Source organism: Paenibacillus sp. FSL P4-0184, from assembly GCF_038004625.1.
Classification (GTDB): domain Bacteria; phylum Bacillota; class Bacilli; order Paenibacillales; family Paenibacillaceae; genus Paenibacillus_AQ.
The window spans coordinates 826,479-850,965 of sequence record NZ_JBBORN010000001.1 but is presented as its reverse complement, the minus strand read 5'-3'; the positions used below and the strand labels follow the sequence as shown (position 1 = coordinate 850,965).

Annotated in this window: 26 protein-coding genes; 19 read left to right on the top strand and 7 right to left on the bottom strand. The window is 44.0% G+C overall.

Features of this window, described 5'->3' with window-relative positions:
- Positions 1-167 precede the first annotated feature (167 nt).
- The 12 genes from MKY52_RS03660 (at position 168) to MKY52_RS03605 (ending at position 11,178) form a co-directional block, all read left to right on the top strand.
- A complete protein-coding gene (locus MKY52_RS03660) occupies positions 168-1,121 on the top strand; it encodes an AraC family transcriptional regulator (protein ID WP_042185433.1) in 954 nt (317 codons plus the stop codon).
- Positions 1,122-1,128: 7 nt separating this feature from the next.
- Positions 1,129-2,208 carry a Gfo/Idh/MocA family protein gene (locus MKY52_RS03655; protein ID WP_042185435.1) on the top strand — a complete coding sequence of 360 codons (1,080 nt, stop codon included), beginning with the start codon at positions 1,129-1,131 and terminating at the stop codon, positions 2,206-2,208.
- Between the two features lie 145 nt (positions 2,209-2,353).
- The gene (locus tag MKY52_RS03650; RefSeq protein ID WP_341049896.1) at positions 2,354-3,085 is read left to right on the top strand and encodes a ThuA domain-containing protein; all 732 of its coding nucleotides are present in this window, start codon (positions 2,354-2,356) and stop codon (positions 3,083-3,085) included.
- Positions 3,086-4,054, top strand: coding sequence for a sugar phosphate isomerase/epimerase family protein (locus MKY52_RS03645; RefSeq protein ID WP_340974412.1), 969 nt, complete (start codon positions 3,086-3,088; stop codon positions 4,052-4,054). It abuts the gene before it with no gap.
- Positions 4,055-4,207: 153 nt separating this feature from the next.
- Positions 4,208-4,906, top strand: coding sequence for a copper homeostasis protein CutC (locus MKY52_RS03640; protein ID WP_341049893.1), 699 nt, complete (start codon positions 4,208-4,210; stop codon positions 4,904-4,906).
- Between the two features lie 138 nt (positions 4,907-5,044).
- Positions 5,045-5,230, top strand: coding sequence for a VOC family protein (locus MKY52_RS03635; protein WP_341049892.1), 186 nt, complete (start codon positions 5,045-5,047; stop codon positions 5,228-5,230).
- A 204-nt stretch (positions 5,231-5,434) separates the two neighbouring features.
- Entirely contained in the window at positions 5,435-6,349 is a 915-nt protein-coding gene (locus MKY52_RS03630) for a L,D-transpeptidase family protein (protein WP_341049891.1), read from the top strand.
- A 381-nt stretch (positions 6,350-6,730) separates the two neighbouring features.
- The gene (gene abc-f / locus MKY52_RS03625) at positions 6,731-8,581 is read left to right on the top strand and encodes a ribosomal protection-like ABC-F family protein (protein WP_341049890.1); all 1,851 of its coding nucleotides are present in this window, start codon (positions 6,731-6,733) and stop codon (positions 8,579-8,581) included.
- A 153-nt stretch (positions 8,582-8,734) separates the two neighbouring features.
- On the top strand, positions 8,735-9,034 hold the full coding sequence (locus MKY52_RS03620) for a hypothetical protein (protein ID WP_341049888.1): 300 nt from the start codon (positions 8,735-8,737) through the stop codon (positions 9,032-9,034).
- A gap of 184 nt (positions 9,035-9,218) precedes the next feature.
- Positions 9,219-9,758: an RDD family protein gene (locus tag MKY52_RS03615; RefSeq protein WP_052404175.1), complete on the top strand. Its 540-nt coding sequence runs from the start codon at positions 9,219-9,221 to the stop codon at positions 9,756-9,758.
- A gap of 129 nt (positions 9,759-9,887) precedes the next feature.
- The gene (locus MKY52_RS03610; protein ID WP_042185446.1) at positions 9,888-10,322 is read left to right on the top strand and encodes a MarR family winged helix-turn-helix transcriptional regulator; all 435 of its coding nucleotides are present in this window, start codon (positions 9,888-9,890) and stop codon (positions 10,320-10,322) included.
- A 46-nt stretch (positions 10,323-10,368) separates the two neighbouring features.
- Entirely contained in the window at positions 10,369-11,178 is an 810-nt protein-coding gene (locus tag MKY52_RS03605) for an SDR family NAD(P)-dependent oxidoreductase (RefSeq protein ID WP_341049886.1), read from the top strand.
- Positions 11,179-11,279: 101 nt separating this feature from the next.
- On the opposite strand, the gene MKY52_RS03600 is transcribed toward MKY52_RS03605, so the two are convergent.
- Genes MKY52_RS03600 through MKY52_RS03590 form a run of 3 tightly spaced genes read right to left on the bottom strand, consistent with a single transcriptional unit; the run spans position 11,280 to position 14,429 of the window.
- Entirely contained in the window at positions 11,280-13,592 is a 2,313-nt protein-coding gene (locus MKY52_RS03600; protein ID WP_341049884.1) for a hypothetical protein, read from the bottom strand.
- Positions 13,582-13,938, bottom strand: coding sequence for a hypothetical protein (locus tag MKY52_RS03595; RefSeq protein WP_339245522.1), 357 nt, complete (start codon positions 13,936-13,938; stop codon positions 13,582-13,584). Before MKY52_RS03595 ends, MKY52_RS03600 begins: the two co-directional genes overlap by 11 nt.
- Positions 13,935-14,429: an RNA polymerase sigma factor gene (locus MKY52_RS03590; RefSeq protein ID WP_445671010.1), complete on the bottom strand. Its 495-nt coding sequence runs from the start codon at positions 14,427-14,429 to the stop codon at positions 13,935-13,937. The genes MKY52_RS03595 and MKY52_RS03590 overlap by 4 nt, the downstream gene beginning before the upstream one ends.
- Before the next feature lie 316 nt (positions 14,430-14,745).
- Here MKY52_RS03590 and MKY52_RS03585 point away from each other — a divergent pair, with 316 nt between their 5' ends.
- From MKY52_RS03585 to MKY52_RS03570, 4 genes are all read left to right on the top strand, one after another.
- On the top strand, positions 14,746-15,423 hold the full coding sequence (locus MKY52_RS03585; RefSeq protein ID WP_341049881.1) for a YjgB family protein: 678 nt from the start codon (positions 14,746-14,748) through the stop codon (positions 15,421-15,423).
- A 145-nt stretch (positions 15,424-15,568) separates the two neighbouring features.
- Entirely contained in the window at positions 15,569-16,720 is a 1,152-nt protein-coding gene (locus MKY52_RS03580) for a winged helix-turn-helix domain-containing protein (RefSeq protein ID WP_341049880.1), read from the top strand.
- Between the two features lie 81 nt (positions 16,721-16,801).
- The gene (locus tag MKY52_RS03575) at positions 16,802-18,100 is read left to right on the top strand and encodes an MFS transporter (protein WP_341049877.1); all 1,299 of its coding nucleotides are present in this window, start codon (positions 16,802-16,804) and stop codon (positions 18,098-18,100) included.
- A gap of 371 nt (positions 18,101-18,471) precedes the next feature.
- Positions 18,472-19,038, top strand: a complete 567-nt coding sequence (locus MKY52_RS03570; RefSeq protein ID WP_341049875.1) for a histidine phosphatase family protein — start codon at positions 18,472-18,474, stop codon at positions 19,036-19,038.
- Positions 19,039-19,114: 76 nt separating this feature from the next.
- Here the strand turns inward: MKY52_RS03570 and MKY52_RS03565 are convergent, their stop codons facing one another.
- From MKY52_RS03565 to MKY52_RS03550, 4 genes are all read right to left on the bottom strand, one after another.
- Positions 19,115-19,897: a TatD family hydrolase gene (locus tag MKY52_RS03565; protein WP_341049874.1), complete on the bottom strand. Its 783-nt coding sequence runs from the start codon at positions 19,895-19,897 to the stop codon at positions 19,115-19,117.
- Positions 19,894-21,027 (bottom strand): copper amine oxidase N-terminal domain-containing protein, encoded by a 1,134-nt coding sequence (locus tag MKY52_RS03560; RefSeq protein WP_341049873.1) that lies wholly within the window; start codon positions 21,025-21,027, stop codon positions 19,894-19,896. The genes MKY52_RS03565 and MKY52_RS03560 overlap by 4 nt, the downstream gene beginning before the upstream one ends.
- 103 nt (positions 21,028-21,130) lie before the next feature.
- Positions 21,131-21,778: a hypothetical protein gene (locus tag MKY52_RS03555; protein ID WP_341049872.1), complete on the bottom strand. Its 648-nt coding sequence runs from the start codon at positions 21,776-21,778 to the stop codon at positions 21,131-21,133.
- A gap of 137 nt (positions 21,779-21,915) precedes the next feature.
- Entirely contained in the window at positions 21,916-22,335 is a 420-nt protein-coding gene (locus tag MKY52_RS03550; protein WP_076284020.1) for a MarR family winged helix-turn-helix transcriptional regulator, read from the bottom strand.
- A 250-nt stretch (positions 22,336-22,585) separates the two neighbouring features.
- On the opposite strand from MKY52_RS03550, the gene MKY52_RS03545 reads away from it, so the two are divergent.
- The 3 genes from MKY52_RS03545 (at position 22,586) to MKY52_RS03535 (ending at position 24,403) form a co-directional block, all read left to right on the top strand.
- Entirely contained in the window at positions 22,586-22,960 is a 375-nt protein-coding gene (locus MKY52_RS03545) for a hypothetical protein (RefSeq protein ID WP_341049870.1), read from the top strand.
- A gap of 110 nt (positions 22,961-23,070) precedes the next feature.
- Complete coding sequence (locus tag MKY52_RS03540; protein WP_076284023.1) at positions 23,071-23,658, top strand: sigma-70 family RNA polymerase sigma factor; 588 nt, start codon at positions 23,071-23,073, stop codon at positions 23,656-23,658.
- Entirely contained in the window at positions 23,645-24,403 is a 759-nt protein-coding gene (locus MKY52_RS03535; RefSeq protein WP_341049867.1) for a DUF3600 domain-containing protein, read from the top strand. The genes MKY52_RS03540 and MKY52_RS03535 overlap by 14 nt, the downstream gene beginning before the upstream one ends.
- Positions 24,404-24,487: the final 84 nt, after the last annotated feature.

The following is a 24,487-nucleotide window of genomic DNA, read 5'->3' as shown; positions in this document are numbered from 1 at the left end:
TGTATAAGAGGGAGAAATGTAGTTGGAGCAGGATATTAAGAATACAGAGACCCAGAATTGACAAAAGAATATTAGAGGACTAACATTTAGACAGTAAACGCTTACGTGAAATCGGATTGACATGTTTATCGTTGGTTTAGTGTTTAACCGGATAAGGAGCTGCGCTTATGAATATTTATCTCGAAATTCCAGATGTGGATAAGCATTTTCCTTTTAGAAGTTTACTATGTGGAGGAGATACGCTGTGCTATCCGCATTGGCATAAAGAAATTGAAATTATATATGTAACTAAAGGAAGTCTAAATCTGGGAATAAATGATACCCCTATTCACATGGAGCAGGGTGAGGTTCAATTTATCAACGGTGGGGATGTCCATTATTTTCTCGCCTCACCTGAAAGCGAGCGGGTAGTAATTCAATTCGATCTTAACCTGTTTCAGGAAGTCGCAGCTTTGAGCGGAAGTGATTATTCGCTTCGTGAGGTTTTTACGCTTATGGAGCATTCTAGTTCAAAATGGCCCGAAGCAACCGCCGTGAAGATCAAAGGGCTGATTGAGAGTATTTATGAGGAAGACGTGCAGCGAAGAGATGGGTACGCTTACTTAATCAAAGCTAGATTGTTTGAACTATTGACCGTTATTTTACGGGAAGTGCCGAAGAGTGCACTCAATAAACAGCCTAAGTTCTCGGAAGATACGCTGAACCAGTCTAGAGAAACGCTGGAAAGATTAGAGCGGATTTTTATTTATGTAGAGCAGCATTACCAGGAAGCCATTACGCTGAATGAGGTAGCTAGCTATATGGGCTTTAGTCCGTATTATTTTACCAAGCTATTCAAGAAGAATACTGGTATGACCTTTATAGCTTTCTTAAACGAATATCGGCTTAACAAAGCTAAATGGATCTTAATCAATGAAGATTTGCCGATGTCTGCGGTGGCGGAAGCCGCCGGGTTTGGCAGCGTGAAGACATTCCATCATTTTTTCAAAGATGCCACGGGGATATCCCCCCTAAAATACCATAAGACAATATTCGGGAATAATACAGCAAGAATGCAGGAAGAAAGACGCCCCCGGGCTTTGTATGATAGAGATATCAAAACAGGAACAAGTGGAGGTTAGAATAAAAATGACATTAACAGTAGGAATTATCGGCTGCGGAGGCATTGCAAACGGCAAACATATGCCAGCGTTATCAAAAGTGGAAGGTGCTCGAATGGTTGCTTTTTGCGATATCGTTCCAGAGCGTGCTGAGAAGGCAAAAGCGGAGTTTGGGGATGAGGGCTCCGTGGTTTACACAGATTATAAAGAGCTTCTTAAAGATGCAAGTATAGATGTAATTCATGTATGTACACCAAACATTTCCCATGCAGAGATTTCCATTGCGGCAATGGAGGCAGGCAAGCATGTAATGTGTGAAAAGCCGATGGCTAAGACCACAGCAGAAGCGCAAGCAATGATCGATGCTTCAAAACGAACTGGGAAGAAGCTGACCATCGGTTACCAAAACCGTTTCAGACCAGATTCAGCTTATCTGCATACGGTATGCGAGAATGATGGTCTTGGAGAGATTTATTATGCTAAAGCTAAGGCGATCCGTCGTCGTGCCGTTCCAACGTGGGGCGTGTTTCTGGACGAGGAAGCGCAAGGCGGAGGTCCATTGATTGATATCGGTACGCATGCCCTTGATTTGACTCTTTGGATGATGGATAACTACAAACCAAAATATGTTGTCGGTAACGCTTATCATAAGCTGTCCGGTCGTAAAAACGCCGCGAACGCTTGGGGCCCGTGGGATCCAGAGAAATTTACAGTTGAGGATTCCGCCATTGGATTCATTACTATGGAGAATGGAGCTAGCATCGTTCTCGAAGCAAGCTGGGCGCTGAATACCCTTGATGTTGGTGAAGCTAAGACTGTGCTTTGCGGTACTGAAGGTGGAGCGGACATGGAGAACGGTCTGCGCATTAACGGAGAAGAATACGGCAAAACATTCGAGAAGCATATCAGCCTGGAAGCCGGCGGCGTTGACTTTTATGATGGCGCGGGAGATGATCCTGCATTGACCGAGGCTACTCAGTGGATCGAAAGCATCGTCAATGACACCGAGCCTGTAGTGAAGCCAGAGCAGGCGCTCGTTGTTACCCGCATCTTGGAGGCTATTTATAAATCCTCTGAAACTGGCATGCCTGTATTTTTTGAAAAGTAAGAAAGTATAAGTTCCACGTTATACTTAATCCTTACTTTTCTACGAGAAACGTTTGTCATCTTCTAAGGATGACAACAGCGTTTCTTCTTGAATAAACAGTCAAGTTTAACGACATAGATAACTATGAACTAGGAGTGTGTCCAAAGTGACCAGAGTAACGGTATGGAATGAATTCCGCCATGAACGGCAGGAAGAGAGAATTCTCAAGGTCTATCCGCAAGGGATTCACGGACAATTGGCAAGCTTCCTTCAGGAAGCTGGACTGGACGCTCAGACAGCTACGCTGGATGAACCGGAGCATGGACTGACACAAGATGTGCTGGATAACACAGATGTACTGATTTGGTGGGGACATGTTGCCCATCAAGAAGTTAGTGATGAGATTGTAAATCGTGTTCACCAAAGAGTGCTTCAAGGCATGGGGCTAGTGGTTCTTCATTCGGGTCATATGTCCAAAATATTCATGAAGTTAATGGGCACCAGCTGTGATCTAAAGTGGCGTGAAGCAGGGGAGAAGGAGCGTCTTTGGGTCATGGACCCAAGTCACCCGATTGCTGAGGGCATTGGTGAATATATCGATTTGGAGCAAGAGGAAATGTACGGAGCACATTTTGATGTGCCAGCACCAGAGAGTCTAATTTTTGTCGGCTGGTTTGAAGGCGGCAATGTGTTCCCAAGCGGATCGACCTATCGTCGTGGGAACGGGAAGATCTTTTATTTCCAACCAGGTCATGAATCTTATCCAACCTATTACAACAAAGAAATCCAAAGAGTGATCATCAATGGTGTGAACTGGTGTGCACCAACGAAGCGTGATTATCCAGTTTACGGACATTCTAAAGCTTTGGAGCCAATCAAAGAAAAGGTGGTATTATAAATGAAATTAGGCGTATTTGATCCTGTATTTGGAAGTTTGACTCTCGAAGAGATGCTTGATAAAATCGCTGCTGCTGGTTTGAATGCGGTAGAGATTGGTTCAGGAGGCAATCCCGGAAATGCCCACTGTCCAACAGATGAGCTGCTTGCCAGCGAATCAGCACGTAAGGAATATCTGGAGAAGTTCACGAAACGTGGCATTATGATCAGTGCATTCAGTTGCCATAATAACCCGATTTCGCCGGATAAAGAAGAAGCTCGTGAAGGCGACGAAATTCTGCGTAAGTCGATCAAGCTAGCTTCGCTAATGGGCGTTAAGGTAGTGAACACTTTCTCGGGAACCGCGGGAGACAGCGACGATGCAAAAGCACCGAACTGGCCAGTTACACCTTGGCCTACCGTGTACAGTGATATCAAAACCTGGCAGTGGGAGCATAAACTGATCCCTTACTGGAAGGAAATTGGTAAGCTTGCTGAGGAGCATGGCGTTAAGATCGGTATCGAGCTTCATGGCGGATTCCTCTGCCATACTCCTTACACGATTCTGAAGCTTAGAGAAGCAACCTGTGATGCGATCGGCGCGAATCTAGACCCGAGCCATCTGTGGTGGCAAGGCATCGATCCTGTAGGGGCGATCAAGATTCTTGGTAAAGCTGGTGCGATCCATCACTTCCATGCCAAGGATACGTACCTGGATCAGGACAATATTAATATGTATGGTCTGACGGATATGCAGCCTTACGGCGATGTACAGACCCGTGCATGGACCTTCCGCTCCGTTGGCTGTGGACACAGCATATCTGAATGGTCAGATATCATGAGTGCGCTGCGTACTTACGGTTATGATTATGTGGTCAGCATCGAGCATGAAGACCCTCTTATGACGGTAGACGAAGGCTTCCAACGTGCAGTAACCAATTTGCAATCCATTCTTATTCGCGATCAACCACAAGGTATGTGGTGGGCGTAAGAAAAGTTTAAGAACGAAAGGTCTTGATTCTCTAGTGTTTGTAGAGGATCAAGATCTTTTTTTGCGTGTTTATGTGGATGTGGGTTAGGATAATGTGCGGATGAAGAAAATAGCAGAAAGCAAGGTTCTAAGATGAATAAAGGAGAGACAACAATGTTACTAGAAGTTATTGCTACAACATTAAGTGATGCAGTACTGGCCGAGCGTTATGGAGCTGATCGAATTGAATTGATCACTGGGATCAGTGAAGGGGGATTGACGCCCAGTCTGGGACTTATTGAAAAAGTGCGCAATGCTGTCTCTATCCCGGTCAGGGTAATGGTTAGACCCCATGCCAGATCCTTTTCTTATGATAAGGATGATATAGAAACCATGGAGCAGGATATTCAGCATATCGTATCTATCGGCGGGTTATCTGTCGTAATGGGCATGTTACGCCCTGATGGAACAATTGATGAAGAGTCACTTCAAAGGTTACTTCGTACTGCAAAAGGTTTGGAGGTGACATTCCATCGTGCTTTTGATGAAGTGAGGGATCAATTTGAGGCGTTAGAAATATTGATGCGTTATCCTCAAATTACTGACATTCTAACATCAGGAGCCGAGAATACAGCCCCTAAAGGTGCGGAACGTCTTGCTGCGCTGGAGCAGCTTACCTCGAAGCAATCTATATCTATTCTTGCTGGGAGTGGGTTAACGGCAGATGGGTTAAGTGATTTTATAAAACAAACGGGTGTGCGCCGAGTGCATTTCGGTTCAGCCGTTAGAGAAGATGGAGATGCGCTAAAGCCGATAGATCCTCTTCGCTTGCAGGTTGTTCGAAACTTTTTGGATCAAAGAAAAGAGCAGTAACCTCACCGGTACTTATTGATTTCATTCTCCGATAGGCTTGTCCGTTGATTTCAATTTAATTTCCTTATTTGGATGATATTATAAAATCGGAATATTAAATTTACGAATGTTGATCAAGCCAAATATGACAATCGGAGGATGACCTATGCTTATGTGGAGACTCATCCTGAGCTTGACGAGCTATATGAAGAGTTAAAGGGTAAAGGAGCAGAATTTGTTCAAGAGCCTGATCTTCAGGAAGCAGACTGGGGGAGCTGGAAGGATTTTGCGATTAAAGATCCGGATGGGTACGTGATTGCATTTGGTTCAGGTAAGAAAAATTAGTTGTCTAATCATGAAATACTGTGCATATAAAATATAGAGCTGATCTTTGGTTATCCAAAGGTCGGCTCTTTTAATGTGCGCTCACTTGGTTACAGTATTGCAATCTCTGCGTCAAATGTGGGGGACGAGTTGAAAAGAATAGGTACAGGTTGGCATGCAACAAAATTGAAATGATTTCGTCTTTATATATGGAGGTGGAGAAAATTGGGATTTTTCGTTTCGGGTGGCCAGTTTCAATCTTCATTACAGCGGTATGTGAAGCTGATGCTTGTGTTTGGGCTTCTGTTCGCTGCATGCTTTACAGGTGTGGGAAAGGCGGAAGCTGCTGCTGGATCAGATCTGATTATCGTGAACAAAAAAACAAACAAACTCGCGTATTTCAGTGATGGTAAGCTGGTAAAGATCTTTCCAGTCGCAACGGGGAAGTCGAAGGAACTGACACCCGAAGGCAGCTTCAAAATGGTAGTTAAAGTAAAGAACAGACCCTATTACAAAGAAAAAATACCCGGGGGTGATCCGGCCAATCCACTTGGCGACCGCTGGCTAGGGCTAGAAGTGAACGGAACTTATGGTACCACGTATGCGATTCACGGCAATAATAATGAGTCCTCTATAGGAAAGTATGTTAGCGCCGGATGTATTCGAATGCATAATGATGACATCCACTGGCTGTACCCAAAAATAGCTAAAAATACAAGGGTTATTATTACAACAAGCACACTGGCTATGGAGAGTATTGCGACTAAAAATGGGTATTCCGTAGGAAGTAAGATGTTTGCTGGAGCTTTTGAGATGGATGGAGTCACAACAAAGCTAAAAGATCCTTTTTTAATGGATAACTCCCGTGTATTTGTTCCGCTGAGAGAATCTGTAGCCTTGTTAGGTGGAACTTTACAGAGCAAAGCTGGAACAGGTGCACTGCTAATTACGATAGGAAATCGAACAGTGGCACATCAGCCTTTATCCGATCAGGCTGTTGTGAATGGAAAGACACTTACGATACCGGCGTCCCGTAATGAAAATGGTCGATTGATGATTCCGCTGAGCATCTTGCCAGAATTATTTGGTATTCAGGTGCAATGGAGTTCGCAGTCTCAGTCGGTAAAGATTATTTTATAACTGTTCTTGAACTTTTAATTCTGGCTTAAATGGGTATATACTATATTCATTCAAACCAATTCGGACAATGACGGAGGACCACCGACTGATGAATAACTAACACGTTTCCTAGAAGTAGACCACTTAAGCTTGTGAAGTGCATATGCACAAGTCACGGAGCACCCATGCAGGGTGATAACGGTCAGGGATACGTGTGTCGGTCGGGGGTCTTACGTTGCTTTTATATGAATAGATCTATCTATGGTTTGGTTTACTCTGCATGCAGCAGTTGATCACGGCCGTAGTCTATTCATGTTATGGCATATTCCCCCAACATACGTTATTCGACCGCAGACCGCTGGCTGCGGTTTTTTATTTGCAATATAATCGGAGGAATGGAATATGACCCTAATAAAAACAAAAAATTTACGTAAAGAATGGAACGGGACCCTGTTATTCGAGAAGGTGTCCTTTGAGATATCAGAAGGAGAGCGTGTGCTCTTGTTCGGTCGTAATGGAATCGGCAAAACCACATTACTTAAGGGGCTGATCGGTCGCCTCCTCTTTGAGGAGGGAAGTATCTATCATGGTTTGCCACGTGAGGAATGGGGTGTGCTGGATCAACAGCTAGAAGTATCCGAAGAAGTGACCGCCTTGGATTACGTAATCGCCGGATCGCCAGAGCTCCCCCAATTGAAGCGCCGGCTTGAAATTCTCAGTCAGAGGTTGCAGGAGCAGAACGACGAGAGTGAAGCGGGACTTACTGAATACGCCGAAGTGTACGATCAATACTTGCAGCTTGGTGGATATGACTGGGAGGCTAAAGCGGAAAAATGCTTGAAGCAGCTCAAACTTGAGCGTTCGGTTTGGAATGTGCCGTACTCATCGCTAAGCGGTGGGCAAAAGACACGTGTTCAATTGGCAGCATTGTTAGCCCAGCAGCCGAAGCTGTTGATTCTAGATGAGCCGACGAATCACTTAGATGGAGAAACGATGGAGTGGTTGGAACAATGGGTCCATACCTATCCCGGAACTGTGCTTTATGTTTCGCATGATCGTACGTTCATCGATCGAACGGCGACGGCGTTGCTGGAGCTTAGTCCAGAGGGGTGTCGCCGGTATTCGGGTGGATATACGCAGTATCGGGAGCAGAAGGCGGTAGAGGCGCGAACGCTAGAGGGACAATATAAGAAGCAGGAACAGGAAAAGGAGAAGCTGCTGGAGAGCATCAGAAGGTATTCCGAATGGTTCCAACAGGCACACCGTGCTGCCGGACAGCATGATTTCCTGCGTGCGAAATCAAAGAAGAACGTATCTCGTCTTCATGCGAAGGAAGCTGCACTCGAACGCTTAAATAAGAACCGTGTGGAAATACCACGCGAGACAAGTAAGCTGAAGATGAAGCTGGAAAGTGAAGCGTTTATGGCGGACACTTTGCTGTCACTCCGTGAGATTGATTTTGCATATAAGGGTAGTGCGCCTGTACTGAAAAATTTCCGTTTGTCATTGAATCGAGGAGATCGTCTCGCTATTCTGGGTCCTAATGGTGTCGGTAAGTCTTCTTTGCTGAAGCTGATTGCTGGTATTCATCAACCTAGCAAAGGTGAAGTGCGGCTGCATCCGCGTACGAAGGTTGGTTATTTTGCGCAAGAGCTCGATAATCTAGCGGTGTCGTCCACCATTCTGGATAGTTTGCTTGAACTGCCAGGTATGACCCAAACGGAGGCACGAACGATTCTGGGCTGCTTTTTATTTTCGCGGGAGGATGTCTTTAAACGAATTGGTGATTTAAGTCTGGGGGAGAAATGTCGTGTAGCTTTCCTTAAATTGTACTTTGGAAAAGCTAACCTATTAGTACTGGATGAACCCACCAATTATCTGGACATTGACACTAGGGAACGAGTAGAAGAAGCGCTAAGGGTATATCCGGGAGGAATTGTGATGGTCTCACATGACCGGTACCTTCACACTAAAGTGGCTAATCGTTTGGTAATACTAGCACCGACTCAGGCACCGAAGTTTTTTCAAGGTTCCTATGAGGAATACACCTCGAAAGACAGGAGTCGTGTGCTTACCCGTAAAGAACAGGCCCTTGAGGACGACCTCGTTCTTCTGCAGCTGCGTCTGAATCAACTGATCCAGAGCGGAACTAGGGATACAGAGGAGGAAAATGAAGAGTTAATGGCGGAAATCGTTAATCTGAGGGCGCAGATTCAGGAAATAGAGGGTAAGGAAAAAACTATACACTCATAGGGAAGAACCGACACAACCTAGCTCAGGAGAGAAGGTATCTTGGGCTGGGTTGTTTTTTCGAATATTCCGTTAGGAGTCATCACAGTCAAAGTGTATAATTGGATGAATATGGATGTTTTGCGTACAGAAAATTTTGAAGGGGAGGCTCTAGAAATGACAAAACTAGGTTCTTTTATATTGGAATTACTTCGAATGTGTGTATTGCTTACGTTAACCTTGTTTATTTTAGGCGGGGTAGAGAGATTTATATATCAATCTATATTTGGTCAGCCTGTGTATAACTGGAGTATGGCGCTCGGGAATTTATTGATATTTTTTATGCTGTATCGGAATCATTTTCAGTTTAAAGGTTGGTACAAATCGCAGAAAAATCAAAAGCTAACGATCCTCACTACGAGAATCACAACGGTTATATCGCTTGGACTTATCATCCTGCCGATCGGGCTCGGCTAAGCCTATGAAGATTAGAATCATCGGGGGATATGATCAGGAAGCGATACATAGAATAATTGAATTAACGAATAATTTTTCTGATAGACGGGTGATTTTAAAGAATAATAAGGAACTGGAAACCACTATTGAAGAGCGGATCATAAGGATGAATGAATAAAGTAAGCATAGAGAGTGAGGCCCTAATATGGATAATTATAAAGTTGAACGTTTGGAACAGGAGGATTTCATAGGCTTTTGGAAAAGAGTTCTCGCTACTATTCTTGATCTCCTTATCATTCTGATACCTGCGGTTATTGTATACTGGATATTCAATTCATTAGCTGTATCCTTGCATTCGGAGATTCCCATCATCCTTGAGTATATTTTCTTCGTCGTGTTTGATGTTTTTATGATCGTTAGATTTGGCGGAACGCCTGGGAAGCTGGTTTTAAAGATGAAAATTGTCAATCAGCAAGGGAATATCCCAACGTTGAAGGAAGCTCTAATTCGAAATATTTTCCGAATCATTAGTACGATTTTTTCAATGATTGTTGGCGTAAGCCTCTACGATCTCACTGTGATTTCCACCACTCTTAATTTATGGGCACCTTTAGCTACTGATCTCAGTAAAATACTTGGCCTCATCATGCTTGTGGATTATCTATTTGTCGCATTTACTCCCCGTAAACGGGCGCTTCACGATATGATGGCTGGTACTTATGTTGTTGATAAATCCGCAATCTAAAGGATGCTTTTATAAGCATTCTTTTTTTAATATTAAGTATTTCACTATTAAACAATTTACTATTAAATATTTTAGTGTTAAAATATATCTCGAAGCAGCCAATAATTATGAATATCTAAGGAGGATGTCTTGGAAAACCCAGATATTTTTAGACTCATACATGCAGTTGAATTATTCACGAATGAAATTATTGTTCGATGGATGAATGCTTTTGACCACAATATTGGGATATCTCCTGTTCTCGTCTTGGGAGAATTGAATAAAAAGGGTCCCCAGAAGCAAACTACTTTGGCTAAGAAGCTAGGTTATACGCCGGGGGCGATGACGAATATTGCCAATCGCTTAATTAAGCAGGAAATGGCCGAGCGCAAATATAACGAGGATGATCGCCGAAATGTACTGCTGTCTATCACGGACAAAGGCAGAGATGTACTGAAGGAAGCACAGCTAAAAGGGCAGGAACTCCGAGCCGAAATGTTTCAGAAGCTCGATGAAGAAGAACTGCAGCAATTCTTGAAAATCTATGAAAAGTTGTTAACGAGCTTTGATAGCTCTGAAACATAAATGAAGTCATCTAAGAATCTTAATCACATTATAAAGGGGTATGAATATGGGAAGAGTTCAAAGTAAGGTTGCATTAGTAACTGGAGGCGCTTCAGGTATTGGCTTATCAGCCGCTACTTTAATGGCTAGAGAAGGAGCCAAAGTTGTCATCGCCGATTTTAATGTAGAGGCTGCCAAAGAAGCAGCGGCTAAGATTAAAAGTGAAGGTGGAGAGGCGGAAGGTCTTTTCCTGGATGCATCCCAAGCGGATTCGATCAAGGAAGCTGTTGATTTCACAGTCGCTCAGTATGGCACGATTACAGTCTTATTTAACAATGTAGGTCTAACTAATCTGCAAAAAGACCTAGATGTCGTCAACATAGATTTGGAAGAATGGGATCGCTTGATGAATGTGAACACCAAAAGTGTTCTTTTAGGCAGCCGGTTTGCCATTCCACATATGATTAAAGCGGGCGGAGGCTCGATCATTAACACAGCTTCCATGTCAGCATTTGCTGGAGATTCATTGCGCACGGCTTATGGCTCCTCTAAGGCAGCTGTTGTGAACCTAACTCGTTACATCGCCACACAATATGGTAAAGATAAGATTCGTTGCAATGGAGTGGCTCCGGGCCTGATCTTAACACCTGCGGCTGCAAGAAATATGCCGCCAGCTGTGCTGGATATTTTCCAGAAGTTCAACGCTCTGCCTTACCATGGAGAAGCGGATGATATCGGAAACACAGTGTTGTTCCTGGCATCGGATGAATCTAAATTCATTACTGGTCAAACGATTGAAGTAGAGGGTGGTCACTATATGTCCAACCCGAGCATTACGGACTTCCAGAATTACATGATGGAAGCTAAAGGTAAATAAATTCATGCGTAATTAAAAATCCGGTCCTAAGCTCGTGTTCAACGAGCGGGACCGGATTTTTGTTTGTATAAGTGAGTTAAGCTAAGTTAAGTTAAGTTAAGTTAGCTTACCTTTTGAACAGCTTGCATAAAGGTCTTCAATGCGGAGGACTTTGCCCCTTCGATCCATTGCTTCAAAACATCTGTCTGACCATTTACATACCATCCGAGTTTTTCCTTCAGCTCTTGGTCAAAGTTGTTAGGCTGGTTTGTTCGTTCAGCTATGAGCTGTTTAACCATTTGTGGCCAACGATACCCATTAAGACCAAAGCTGTGTTCGGGGTAATGCTCAGCCAGGGTCAATACAGAAGAAAGCGACTCACCAGCGTATAATTCTGCCGCCAAATAGCTGCCAATAAAACGATGGCTGTCATCATGCTCTAAAGCCATAGCAAATTGTTCGCGTGCTTCTTCTAGCTTGCCTTGATGCATGAGAGCTATAGCATTAATCGAGCGGTCATAGTCATCCCCCTTAGTTTGACTCAGCTCAATGTAGCGGGAATGAAATTCGTTATATGATTTCCAGTCCGCATGGTCAAAATAGTACTGTGACAACGTGAAGGCATAATTAGAATAAGGATGCAACTGTATGAGCTTTTGGAGTAGCGGAATTGCCTGATCTTCTAATGAGTCATCCTTCGTCAGGGAGGATTTAGCGAGCATCAGCTTCACAAGCATGTGCAGGGCATGAGCATCCTCTGGATCATCTGCAACATTCTTTTGGTACATTTCTATGGCTTGCTCAGGTTTCTTATTTAGCAATAGTCTATCGGCTGTGGTTAATTCTCGTTCCTTGAGATAGAAGAAGGGCAGATTACCAACGGTGTCTTCGTTCAATCTGTAGCCATTACTGCGGGTAAGCAGATGTCCATCCGCATCAAATGCTTCGATATTCCAAGAAAAGCGTGCTTCAGGATTCATGAACACGAGAAAAGATAGAGGATCAATCGATTCAAAGCCCTCTCCGCCACTGCCGTAGGAGAAACCACTATTGTAATAGAGTTCATCTACTGGAATAGAGACTTGATTGTCCGTGATATGGTCCCGAATCTGCGAACTGAAGGAGCTCCCCACCATTGAGACCCCACCGCTTAAACGATAGTAAGCCGCACCTTCAACAGCCTTCCAGTGGAAATCTACAGACTGACCCGTTATCGTCTCCTGATTAATAGGAGACTGAAGCTCAAGCAGAGGTTGTAGAACAATGCTCTCATTCAACCTATCATCCGGTTTAACTTCAATCCAATCGTCATACTGTACAGGCCAAGTCCATCCGTCGATCTGATCATAGCTAAGTCCAAGCTGCAATTGATAGAAGCCCGGAATCACACCGTGGAATTCAAAACGCCCTTCATCGTCGGTAACGATTCGGTACGGTTCAGCAGCTGTGATGCTGTGATTAACCTCGCTTTCAGCACGGAGAAAAATACCTGCGCGCGAGATTGGTGTCCCATCGCTTCGGGTTAGGGTTCCAGATACGACAGCTGTTGAGGTACTTCCCATATCTACAGCTGACTGAATGGCGGATATTAGCGCTTCAAGCTGCATTTCGGCTTCTGAAGTGCCAATCGTTGGTGCTGAATTTGATGATGAGCCCGCTGCTTCGCTGTCTGCGGTGTCTTTATCAGAGTTACTAATGACAAGACTCATTTGTTTATGAATATCCTGCCAGTATTTTTTGTAGCTCTCCAAACCATTGGTTACTACGGCCAGGGCTTCCTGCGCTTTGCCTTTCGTGAAGAGCAGGCGCCCGGTAAGCCATGCTTTTTGCGCTTCTAAATCTTTCTGATTCTCGTATGGAAATGTGGTTTGTTCAAGAATAGATTCAGCGGCTGTTGTATCGCCACGATTCAGGGCACGTTCTGCTTGAAGCAGCGCCAGTTCTTTTGCCACGCTAGAATTACTGTCTAACTGTTTCGCGGCGGTGTTTAGTGCTTGATCTCCGTCGTCTCTACGACCAAGAGCATCATATTCGTAGGCAAGCAGCTTAACCGCAAATATACGTGTATTATTCGCTGGCCCATCAAGGATGTATTCCTCTAGCAACGCGATTTTATCCTCTGACAGCAAGCCGGAAATACTCGGTTCATCATGATTCCACTGACTCATAGAGGGGCCAATATTTACGTCGTATCTATAGGGATCGTAGCCGTGCTCCTTATCAATGATATTGGTTTGAATAAGCTCCATACGTTTACTGCCAGTTGTAGACTCTAGCTTTTTCAGAAGTTCTGTACGTGCCAGGTTAGATTGAATAGCTGGGCTTTCCTCCATTTGTGCCTTTGAGGAGGGCAGAAAGTTAAATAGAAGAATGAGCAGGGAGGCAGGGAGTAGCACGAATGAAACTAGATGTTTGACTTTGATCTTAATTCGCATGTCTCTTCACCGCCTGATCATAGATATCCTTCCAGTACGTATTGCCTCCAGCCTCAATAAGTTCACGGTTCGGATGCTGCTGGACGTTTTGTTGTGGTTGATGTTTAACCTCTGGTTGATGCAGAGTCAATGATACGACTAGAATAATGGCACCAATCGCGCCTATAGGTTTCACAGGGATCTCGATTTCTTTATTCCAGAAAGCCAAGAGACGAGCTCCAAAGGTTGGAGGGTGGGTCATCTTGAGGACGCGTTCATGTCCTTCGAAGTGTATGGGTTGTAGTTCTTCATCTAGCTGTTGCTTGATAGCTTCGCGTTTCGTATTCTCCGTGTTCCCCGTATTCATAAGAAATGTCCCTCCTTCTCCAACATCTTTTTTAAGAGTGTCCGTCCTCTAACTAACCGGGATTTAATCGTATTCTCCGGTGTATTCAATTGCTCGGAAATTTCACGGATGCTCATCTCATGAAAGTAATATAACGTCAGACATTCACGGTATACATAATCGAGATTCCTGATGAACTCGGCGAGTCTAACATTATGCCATTCCACCATGAAAAGATCTTCTGCCCCGGCAGTGAAGCCCGCATCATCGCTGGCTTGTAGCTCTGTCCCACCCGAGGGGAAAATATTACGCCAGCTCCAAGTCCGTTGCTTCATGCGGCAGCGGTTGACTACGATGCGAATGAGCCAAGCCCTTAACCGTTCCGGATCCTGCAACTGATTCATTTTGGCATAGGCTTGAATAAAAGTATCTTGTACCGCCTCTTCGGCACTTTGTCGATCTTTGAGCAGTAAGCAAGCGGTTCGGAGCAGCATATCGCCGTAATCGTCCATCAATAGGCGGAGAGCTGACTCATCCTTTGCTTTGATTCTCTCTATAATATTCAGATGAAGCTCCCCTCCCTTTACTAATAAGATGCGGCTTGGAGGATTAAGGTTGCGTTAGTGTGGAATATTTTTACTGAGGGGGAGTATTTCCCGAGATGATGTCCCGTAATTTATTGATGTTCAGCAGATTTGGGTAAATGATAGTTAGACCAAGCCAAGCCTTCCTTGGCTGATGAAACTTTTTCATTTCAGTATCGTCTATATTTTCAGTTCCATTTTTTTGCAAGCTGGTTTTGAGCTAACCTACTAAGGAGATGACATCATGTCGGTACAGATTAAATTTTTAGCAGCTTCTATTTTGCTCACAGGAATGATTGGATTAGCTGGATGCAGCTCGAACAATGAGCAAGCTAATTCTGCTTCCCCAACTACGGCGCCAACTGAAACGGTAACAGCAACCGCAGAACCAGAAGTTAGCCCATCAGCCACTCCTTCGGAAACCGCACCAGCAGCGACCACTTCCCCTACGGAGACTAATAAAGATACAGCCAATGCGAATCCGCAGAATAGCGACAAACAACTTCAAGAATTACTTGAGCTTGCTAAAAAGGGTAAGGTGCCCGGTGTTGAATATGCTGCTCATACCGGACTAATTGATGAGGTAGAAGCCGATTGGGGTAAGCCTGATCAACAAGAGTCAGCGGGAAAAGGTATTTATGCTACCTATACTGATGAACATGTCGTATTCGGATTCAATAAAGGGAGCCTAATCTTCGATGTTCGTTCCAGTGATGCTGCACTGCAAGAGCTAACACTGAAACAGATCGAGTCCACACTGGGCAAGCCGGATGATACCAAAGTAAATGGTGAGGATAAGATCTACACTTATCAAGCCAATGATCAATTCCAGTTGAAATTCATTATTCCAAACTCGACGGGTAAGGTAGGTCACATCTCTGTTTTTAGTGAACAGGATTCTACTAATAATATGGCTGGATAAGACCAGCAATGGGTGCAAGGAGCAATCATGCAGAGAAATCTGCGGATTGCTCTTTTTATATGTTTATTTTTAATCTGGAGTACGCCTTGGATGGGCTGATATAATGTAACCAATGAGCGGATTCGGGGGAAAGAGAGGTTCTATCATGCAGCTGGAATTAATCGAAAGTGAATATAAAGTGACCGGAGATGGGATAACGATCGAATTATTCCCTAAAGAATTTACGCTTTTTCAGTTCTTGTACAAAAATAGAGGGCGTACGTTCAGTCGAGAACAACTGCTGGATAAGGTGTGGCCGCTAGAATACCCAGTAGAGCGAACGGTTGATGATCATATTTATCGCCTTCGTAAAAAGCTTAGCAAGCTACAAGGCTTGGATATTAAGACTGTTCGTGGATTTGGCTATAGTCTAACGATGCGGGAACCCTCAGTAACTATGACCAATCCGACTACATATGACGCAAAGATGCAAGAGACGATGCGGGAAGTATTCGTAAAATATCATCAATACGGCCAAGGACGATCCATGTTAACCTTAGCGCGACAACAGGATGTTTTGGGTTATGAAATGGATCCGTTCTATTCGATCTATATTCATTTTGTGCAGGGAGATTTGGAATGGCTTCTGAACACAGAGGAAGTTGAGATAGAAGAGCGTTTCTATTCTTTGATGATCTGTTATATATTTTTGGGTGATCCGAAGAAGAAATTAGCGTTCTGTGAGCTAGTCCTTGAGAAAAAGATTCTTTTGCCGCCCCAGCATCTTGAAATGGAGATCCTTAATATTCTGGATTTGTACACATTGGCCGGGCAACCGGAAAAAGCAATAGAACGATTAAAGCTAACGCATGAAGTGATTAAAGAGCCTGGGTATGAGAACTTCATTCCTGTAACGGCCATTTCCGAAATGCTCGTACACTTGTGGATGGGGACAAAAGATCAGGAATTGGAGCGGATGGCGAAAGACATTGAAGTGCTTTTGCAGGAGAAACCTTTTTTGCGCGAGATCGGCAGTTATAAAGTTGCAAGAGGCTTGTGGTGTCTACGGCGCAAGTCTTGGTGTGAAGCAGAGCAGTTATTGGATGAGGCGCTTCAGGTGCTAGAGATGTCAGGATTCGTGCCGATGCGGCTATATGCGTTATACCGAATTGTTCACTATTGTAACGAGTTTTCTCCCCAGTCAGCTTTGCGTCAGAAATATGCAGATTTATTTGAACGTGAGAAGGAAGAGCGGGGATTTCATCGTTTGGAGCAATCCTTGGAAAACGTGCTTATGAATATCGTGACAGCTCTCTGATAATTCTCTGACAATTCTCCGTTACATTAAGATCATGCTTCATATGCTCTTGTTCTTAATCGTAACTTGGAGGAATGTCCGATGAATGCTTCATCACAAGCAGGAACGAGTCTGCTAAAAAACAAAGTGTATATGCGTGTGTACAGCGCATATGCGACAGCCACTTTTGGGGATTGGTTCGATGCACTGGCGATTCAGGTACTCGTAGGGTACCGCTGGCAGGCTAGTCCGTTAATGCTGGCTTTGATTCCAGTCTCCATAGCTTTACCTGGGATTCTGCTCGGCTCCGTGGCGGGAGTAGCGGCTGACCGACTAAATAAGCTAAAGCTAATGCGGATGTGTGATCTACTAACGGCATTGTTAACAGTACTGGTTCTTTTCGCTCCCAGTATGGTATGGCTACTCCCGTTACTGATGTTGCGTGCTGCTATCTCGACGTTAAATGTGCCTGCCCAGCAGTCGATGACCCGCAGTATGGTTAGAGAGGATCAGCTGCTTCAAGCCACTTCACTTAATGGAATTGTAAATCAGGGTTCCAAGATCGCTGGGCCTTTGCTGGGTGGTTTTGCATTGTCTGTGCTGACGCCGCAGTGGTGTATTTTGATCAATGCTTGTCTCAGAGGCTGTTCTTACTTGCTCCTACTTACTGTTAAAAATAGTGAAGCAGGACAAGTAAGCTCAGAGAGCAAGGGGGATCCAGAGGAGCATGTTTCTCTCCGCACGATGTGGAAGGAAGGCTGGAGCTTTATGCTGCGCAGCAGACTGCTGCTAAACAGCATGCTATTTGGTTTAGTTGGTGCGTTAGCTATTCAGATGATCGATTTTCAGTTTACAAGTCTATTCAGAATTATCGCACCTGCTGAGGAATCTATGCTGGGCTGGCTTGTCGCGGCAACTGGCGTGGGTGCAATATTGATGATCATGGTCATGAACAAAATGAACCGGGGAACAGGCTACGGCTGGAAGCTAGGTACGGGTTATGCACTTATTGGTGTATCGGTCGGAGGGCTTGGCCTGCTTCAGCCAGGCGTCACTACCCTACCTGTACTGCTGCTAGGATTCGTACTGGGTCTCGGAAACGGAATGTTTATGATTACCTTCAATTATTGTTTACAAAAAGAAACTCCCCCGCACATGACAGGGCGTGTGTTCGGTATTCAGAGTACCATTCTTAGCGGAGTTATGATAGGCGCTCCACTCCTCGGTGGAATGCTGGTTCAGGCTGCTGGGCCTAGTCGAATCTTTTTAAACTTTGGTATCGTAATCGCTTTGATAGGTGTGCTGGGGATAGTATTTGGCCGCGTGCTGTGGCCTGCGCAGAAAGAGAAAAATGATAGCTCAACGGAGCAACCGGGGAAGGTAAAAGTGATGGAAACTTGAGGCTGCTGATAGTGAAGGTCAGGCAAACTAGCCAGACTAGAAAGCTTGAGTAGACAGACTACCTAGCGGGCTTACCTAGCATTTAGTTGCAGAATCTGCAATTAAATGCTGTTCCATTGTTCAAAGCGAACTTTAGTTGTATTATGTGCAGCTATAATTTGATTTTTTCTCTTTTGGGGTAGAAATGATGGTTTTTAGTTGCAGAAACTACACTTATTTGCTTAGCAGATCTCTTTTTACGCTTAATAGTTGCATAGAGTGCAATTAAGAGATTTCCTAGCTCGCTAGGATCGATTCTTGCCCGTAAGGGCTTTTTTTATGAAGGAGTTCGGGTAGAACACGAGAAATGTAAAGGTAGAGGAGGGGGAAAAATGGCAACTTTTATTTATATGGTAAGGCATGGAGAGTCACCCAAGCTGCCCGGTGGAACTGAGAGAACACGTGGATTAACAGCGAAGGGGGAGGCGGATGCCCGTAAGATAACGGAGAAATTACGTCTCGAAGGAATTGAAGTCTTTTATTCAAGTCCATATCTTCGGGCTATACATACGGTTTCTGGCTTGGCGCAGGAGTTAGGGGCAGAGATTCAAAGTGTTGAAGATCTTCGGGAAATCCATTTTTCGGATGGAAATATGATCATGCCTGACCAGGAGCTATATCCATTACTGGAAACAATGTTTGCTGATCCAAATTTTGTTCCGGTTGGTGGAGAGTCCATTTATGCGTGTCAGAAGCGATCAGTTAGCGTACTGCAAGATATACTGAAACAACACAGTGGGCAAAAGATTGCGATTGGCACTCACGGTGCAGTCATGACGCTTATGATGAATTATTTTGACGCTAAATATGATCTGGATTTTCTACTACAAACCACAAAGCCGGATATTTATAGAATGGAATTCACAGGCGGAACGTTAGTGGGTGTGGAAAGGTTGTGAACTCCTAAATTGGGATAATGCTGTGATTATTCATAAGGATGGCCTGGCGTTCGCTAGGAACCATCCTTTTGTTTATTTACAAGCTATAAAATCGCTTAGTATTCGCAGTTAGTATCTCTTCTGCTTGGCTGGAAGTGTAGCCATGTAGCGCTCCCCAAGCGGCAGCAACATCTCGAATCATAGATGGATGCGTGACTCTACCCGCAAAAGGTCCTTCAAATGGCCAAGGACCATCGGTCTCCGCCATGACAAGCTCTGGGGGATAGCGGCGGGCAAGCTCCTGAATCTCCGTCTCATAAAGGATGTCAGGGGTGAAAGAGATATAGTATCCATTCTTAATCATACGGGCAATGGCTTCTTCGGGTCCCTTGAACCAGTGGAAGTGGGCATGCTTTATATCATGCTTTTCTAATAGATCACAGGCAATCAACGAATCCTCATAGACGGTGTGCAGGACCACTGGTTTATCTATACGGGCGGCAAGCTCAAGCAACTGATCAAGAAGCTGAATGTAAGGCTCCATATCAAAAGCTTCGCCGCGCTCCAGTGCTTCAGCACGCGAATAATAAGGCAGTCCAATTTCACCTACAGCGATAAAATCCTCCCGGTCTTGACGCTCAATCCATTCCAGCAAAGTGGATAACTCAGCGTTCTGCGGTATGGGTTGCTCTGGATGAAAACCATAAGCTGGGCGTACCACTCCGGGATAGGTAGCGGCAAGCTTTTGAGTGCGAACGCAAGAGTCAAAATTCATGGAGACAGCAATCAGGGCTTCGATTCCCAAGTTAGCAATCTCACTCAACATTTGTTCCGAAACCTCAGGCTCATATTGCTCTAAATGTACATGGGCATCAATCATAGCTGCTTACCCAACACATAAGAGGCATACTCCTCATGAGGCTCAAAACGAATGGATTCAGGTTCCATTCCATCATTCCCTGATTTGTAGGAAAAGGTTAATGTGCCAATACTCTCTAAAAATCCAATATAAACATTGGTTTCAGCTTTCAGCTTGCCTTCTTCTACCATGTAGTAAGTCACAGCACCAATCCCGGCTTTTTCGCCAAGATTGCTATCCTCGCCACGATCCGGATAACGCATAGTAACTATAGATGGAGTGGAACCTTTTACCTGAATTTGAATTAAGGCATCGCCTTTTTCATTGGAGATTTTTGAGGTAACAAATGCTGAGACAGCTTTATCCGCGGATGGTATATTCATTTCTTTCCACTGGTCAGGCTTTATGACGTGAAGCTCCTGCATAGATATGCCCGTACCTGTTCCTAGCCACAGTATGACAACAACTTCTTCCTGCCCATCCTGATCTATATCGGCATAATGAATCTCAGGAGTGTAACCTAACAATCTTGGTGCTTCCCAATTAAACGTATGCTTGTTACCGTTCACCTCTACAACAAATCCTTCGTAGGTACCGCCATTTTTGAGGGCAGTATACAGCTTAACTTGGTCATTTTCTGTAGCAATCGCGAGAGGTTCGCTGGGTGTTCTTACGGTAGTACTAACATCCCCTGATGTAATGGAAACTTCATTTTGCGAGGCATTCAGCTGCGCAGTGGCACCAGAGAGAGAGTTTAGAGAGTCTGCCGGAATATAAAAAATACCATTTCGTAGAATTGCAGGTCCCCCCAGCTCATTTTGATAACCGTCACCTTGCATATACTCATTACCTGGCTTCAAAACATATTTACTGCTTCCATCAGAGATGGTTAAGGTTTTCGTAGCATTATCCCATTGTTGTTCAGATGAGTAGTACTCCATGAGTACTTTTGCAGGTACATAGACCTTATCACCTGAGAAAAAAGGTGGGAGAGAAGGAAGAACGGTTTCTCCATCAACGATTAGCTTCAGTGGTGCTTCAGTAGTTTGTGTTTGGTTAATTGCCATTGTTGTATCCATATCTATAGATGCCGATGCTCCGCATCCGGCTAAAAAGAGCGTGATAGCTCCGATTACGATGATTTTATTCATAATTACCTCCGAGGATTAAGTCCAGTCCTCTTAAGTATAGATTAAATCAGCGCGTAGTAGGTCACTTTCTGTAAACAAAGCAGAGACAAGGTTGTTACGTTTGCTATTTATTTAAAAATACGGTCCGAGCAACTTGTGATTTAGGGTCTACCGTTAGACTTTTGGTATAGCGGATCTCCCCAATAGAACAACCCGGTCCGATGATAATATCTTCACCGCTGACGAGATCTGCTGTCGTTCGATATAACATGATGCTAGTCCCTTCAATCGTTTTGCAGGTAAGCTTCCGGAAGTAGGGGATTAGCGCATTCATTAGCTTCAAAGATGGCTTAACAGTAATGGTCCCGCTAGATTTTATGACATCGATTGTGCTTCTGTTTCCTAAACGTAGCTCAATGGATGATTCAGCAGTTAACCTATGAATCTTCACAGCACCTTCGGCATAAAAGGTTTCGAGTGCAGCATCTTCTGCTGCAGAAAAGTATCCAGACGATTGCAGTCTGTCTGCCTGGATGTGTTGAACACGTAGTCCTCCCAGATTAATAACCTGTTCGGCTCTACAATGACCTCCAATCGAACAATCACCAGATACTTTTAACTTAGCGGTAGTAACATTCTTCTGTGCACTTAAATGGCCGACAACATCGATGGTATCCGCACGAACATCTTCTTTGAGGGTCAGTGAACCTCTTACTTTCAGCGGTGGACCGATCATTTCCTGGCGTTCAAAAAGATCATTAGCATTGGACATTTACAGGGGCCGCCTTTCGAAATATATTTTAATAATTAAAATATATAATTATTATAATATATAGTCAATATAGTATTTTGGACATAAAAAAACTGCCGTCAGTTTCCTGACAGGCAGCATATATAACCCAAAAGCTTTTAGTTCATCATTTTATCCATTAGCACATTTATTTGTTCTAAGGTTCCTGAGATTTTATCCAAATCCGAGGTAGGAAAGGCTTCAAAGATATGGAGAATCCGCTGATGCCCTTGTTCTGTAAGGACAATATTGACGACTCTGCGATCCTCCTTCGTCCGCACACGTTCGATAAGACCGGCATCTTCCAACTTATCGCACATCGAGGAAGCGGCTCCTGGTGTAATAATGAATCGTTCGGAGATGTCAGTAATGTTCAAGCTACCTATAAGCCTGAGCTGGAACAGCAGTAGGATCTGATTGTGAGTCAGGGTCTCCTGCTTGGTGATCATATCAATGAAGAACTGGGATTTCTGCTGCACATTTGCCATGGATTCCATAACCTTATGGATAGCATATTGTTTATCTTGCTCTGTGCTCATAGCCACGCTCCAATTTACTTTAGTTCCTAAAATATATAGAAGCTATAATAAGCTTGTCAAGTTAAGGTGTTCTCTCTTCTTTTTAGTATCTTGTAATGGAATTGGAATTATTGCGTATTAAAGAGAAAATCCAAGAAAAAACGGATATAGATGCTTTATTCACAACGATTGTTGAAACCTTCTATAAAAGAATATTTAACTATATGGCTTATCGGTTAGCTCACTCCATACGGCCGAGGATCTGACAAGCTTGGTCTTTGAGAAAACATTAGCTAAGCTTTCGACTTATTCCCAGGAAAAAGCTCCTTTGGAGGTATGGTTGTTTGCCATCGCTAGGAATGTGGTCAATGACCATTACAGAAGTCTGAAGCGGCGCAGTTTCTTCTCGCTGGATGCCGTCAAGGAACTGGTTTCTAGCAGGAAAGATCCGGAAAGCATGATCCTCCAGGGAGAACGCAATGGCAAGCTAATTAACGCGCTGAACACGCTGAACTCGAGGGAAAGAAATATTGTGGCTCTTAAATTTGGGGCAAACCTGAGCAGGTGGCTTATGCTGCTGATTGGAATGCAACGATACTGGAAGCCCGCATTGTGCGGGCTTTTTGAATCGAAGCTCTTCCTATAGATTCACGCATTTAATAAGTACATACTTTTTTTAATTCGTTAAAATAAATCGAACGATATCTCTTTGATTTACCAATATATAGTGTAAGACCGAAGGAGGGATTGAGAGGGATGAAACATCCAAATGAATATTCTCAGCTCATTGCGCTTACGCTAGCCGGCAGTCGTGAAGCGTATGGTGAGCTATATGAAGCAACGATCCGGGATGTGTATCAGACCGTTCATTTCCTCGTTCGCGAAACCTCCGATGTGGATGATATCGTTCAGGAGATTTACATTCAGGTGCACCGTTCTCTTGAACAATTTGACGTAAACCGCCCCTTTAAGCCTTGGCTGATGGGAGTGGTCATGCGGCAAATTCATGCCTATCGAAGAAAGAGATGGACGCATCTCCGAATGGTAAAAAAAGTAGAACAAACAGATCTAATGCTGGAGCATGATTTCACGAGTGATGTTGTGGACAGGTTATCTAACCGCCGCCTGCTAGCAAGTGTAGATCGTCTTCCATTTAAGCTGAAGCAGGTGATTATTCTGCATTATTTAAACGAATATTCACAGGAAGAAAGTGCTGCGATACTGGGTATTCCGCTCGGAACCGTGAAATCCCGTATTCACGCTGCACTGCAGAAGCTTCGTCAGAAGCCAGACAATCATACTCTTTTTAAGGGAAAGGTGGAGGACCTGCATGAATTTCAATGAAGAGTTACGGACAGTTCTGCAGGAAGAGGCGAGAAATATAAGTGCCCCACCGGAACTGAAGGAGCAAATACTAAATCTGGCCGTAGCCAAACAAGGGGGAAGACGTATGAAGAAATGGCTCGTGGCAAGTATTATGGCGGCTGCACTATTAATTCCTACTGGAGCTTATGCCGGATATCATTATTTGGCAGACAACATGTATGGATCCCCAGCAACTGCTGCTACGATAGGAGTAACCCAGCAACAATATGACAGGCTTGAAGCCAAACTGCAAAACGCGAAGCAAAGCTTTGACGAAGAGGAATTCACAAAGCTGATGTCCTTACTAGAGGAATTGGGATCTTATAATCTGCAAATGGCCGATGCTGAAGGCGTCTTTCACCTAGAACAGTTAGGTGTGAAGGACCAGAAGGCATATAAAGAGTTACAGGCTAAGCTTGAACCATATTTCGAACAAATAAATGAAGCGAAAACATCAAAGAAATCAGTGCAATCCGTAGATCGTGATACTTTCTGGAATGGCTTGCTTGAAAAAGCTGAACAGAGGCTTACTAAAAAAGAGTTTGAGGAGATCGAACGATTAATCATAGACTTACAAAGCTATGATGCTAAGGTATTTGATGCAGATGGCAGTGTTCATATGGATCGGCTTTCGAAAGAAGAGATTCAAAACCAAGAGAAGTTAATTGAAATGCTAGACCCTTATATTAAAAAGCTGGATATGATGATTAAACCTAGCTCTTAGTTGAATTTAAATGCATGTATTGAATAACTATCGATAGCAATATCATAAGAAAAACCATCAGAAAAGGTCTATTACACCTTGTAT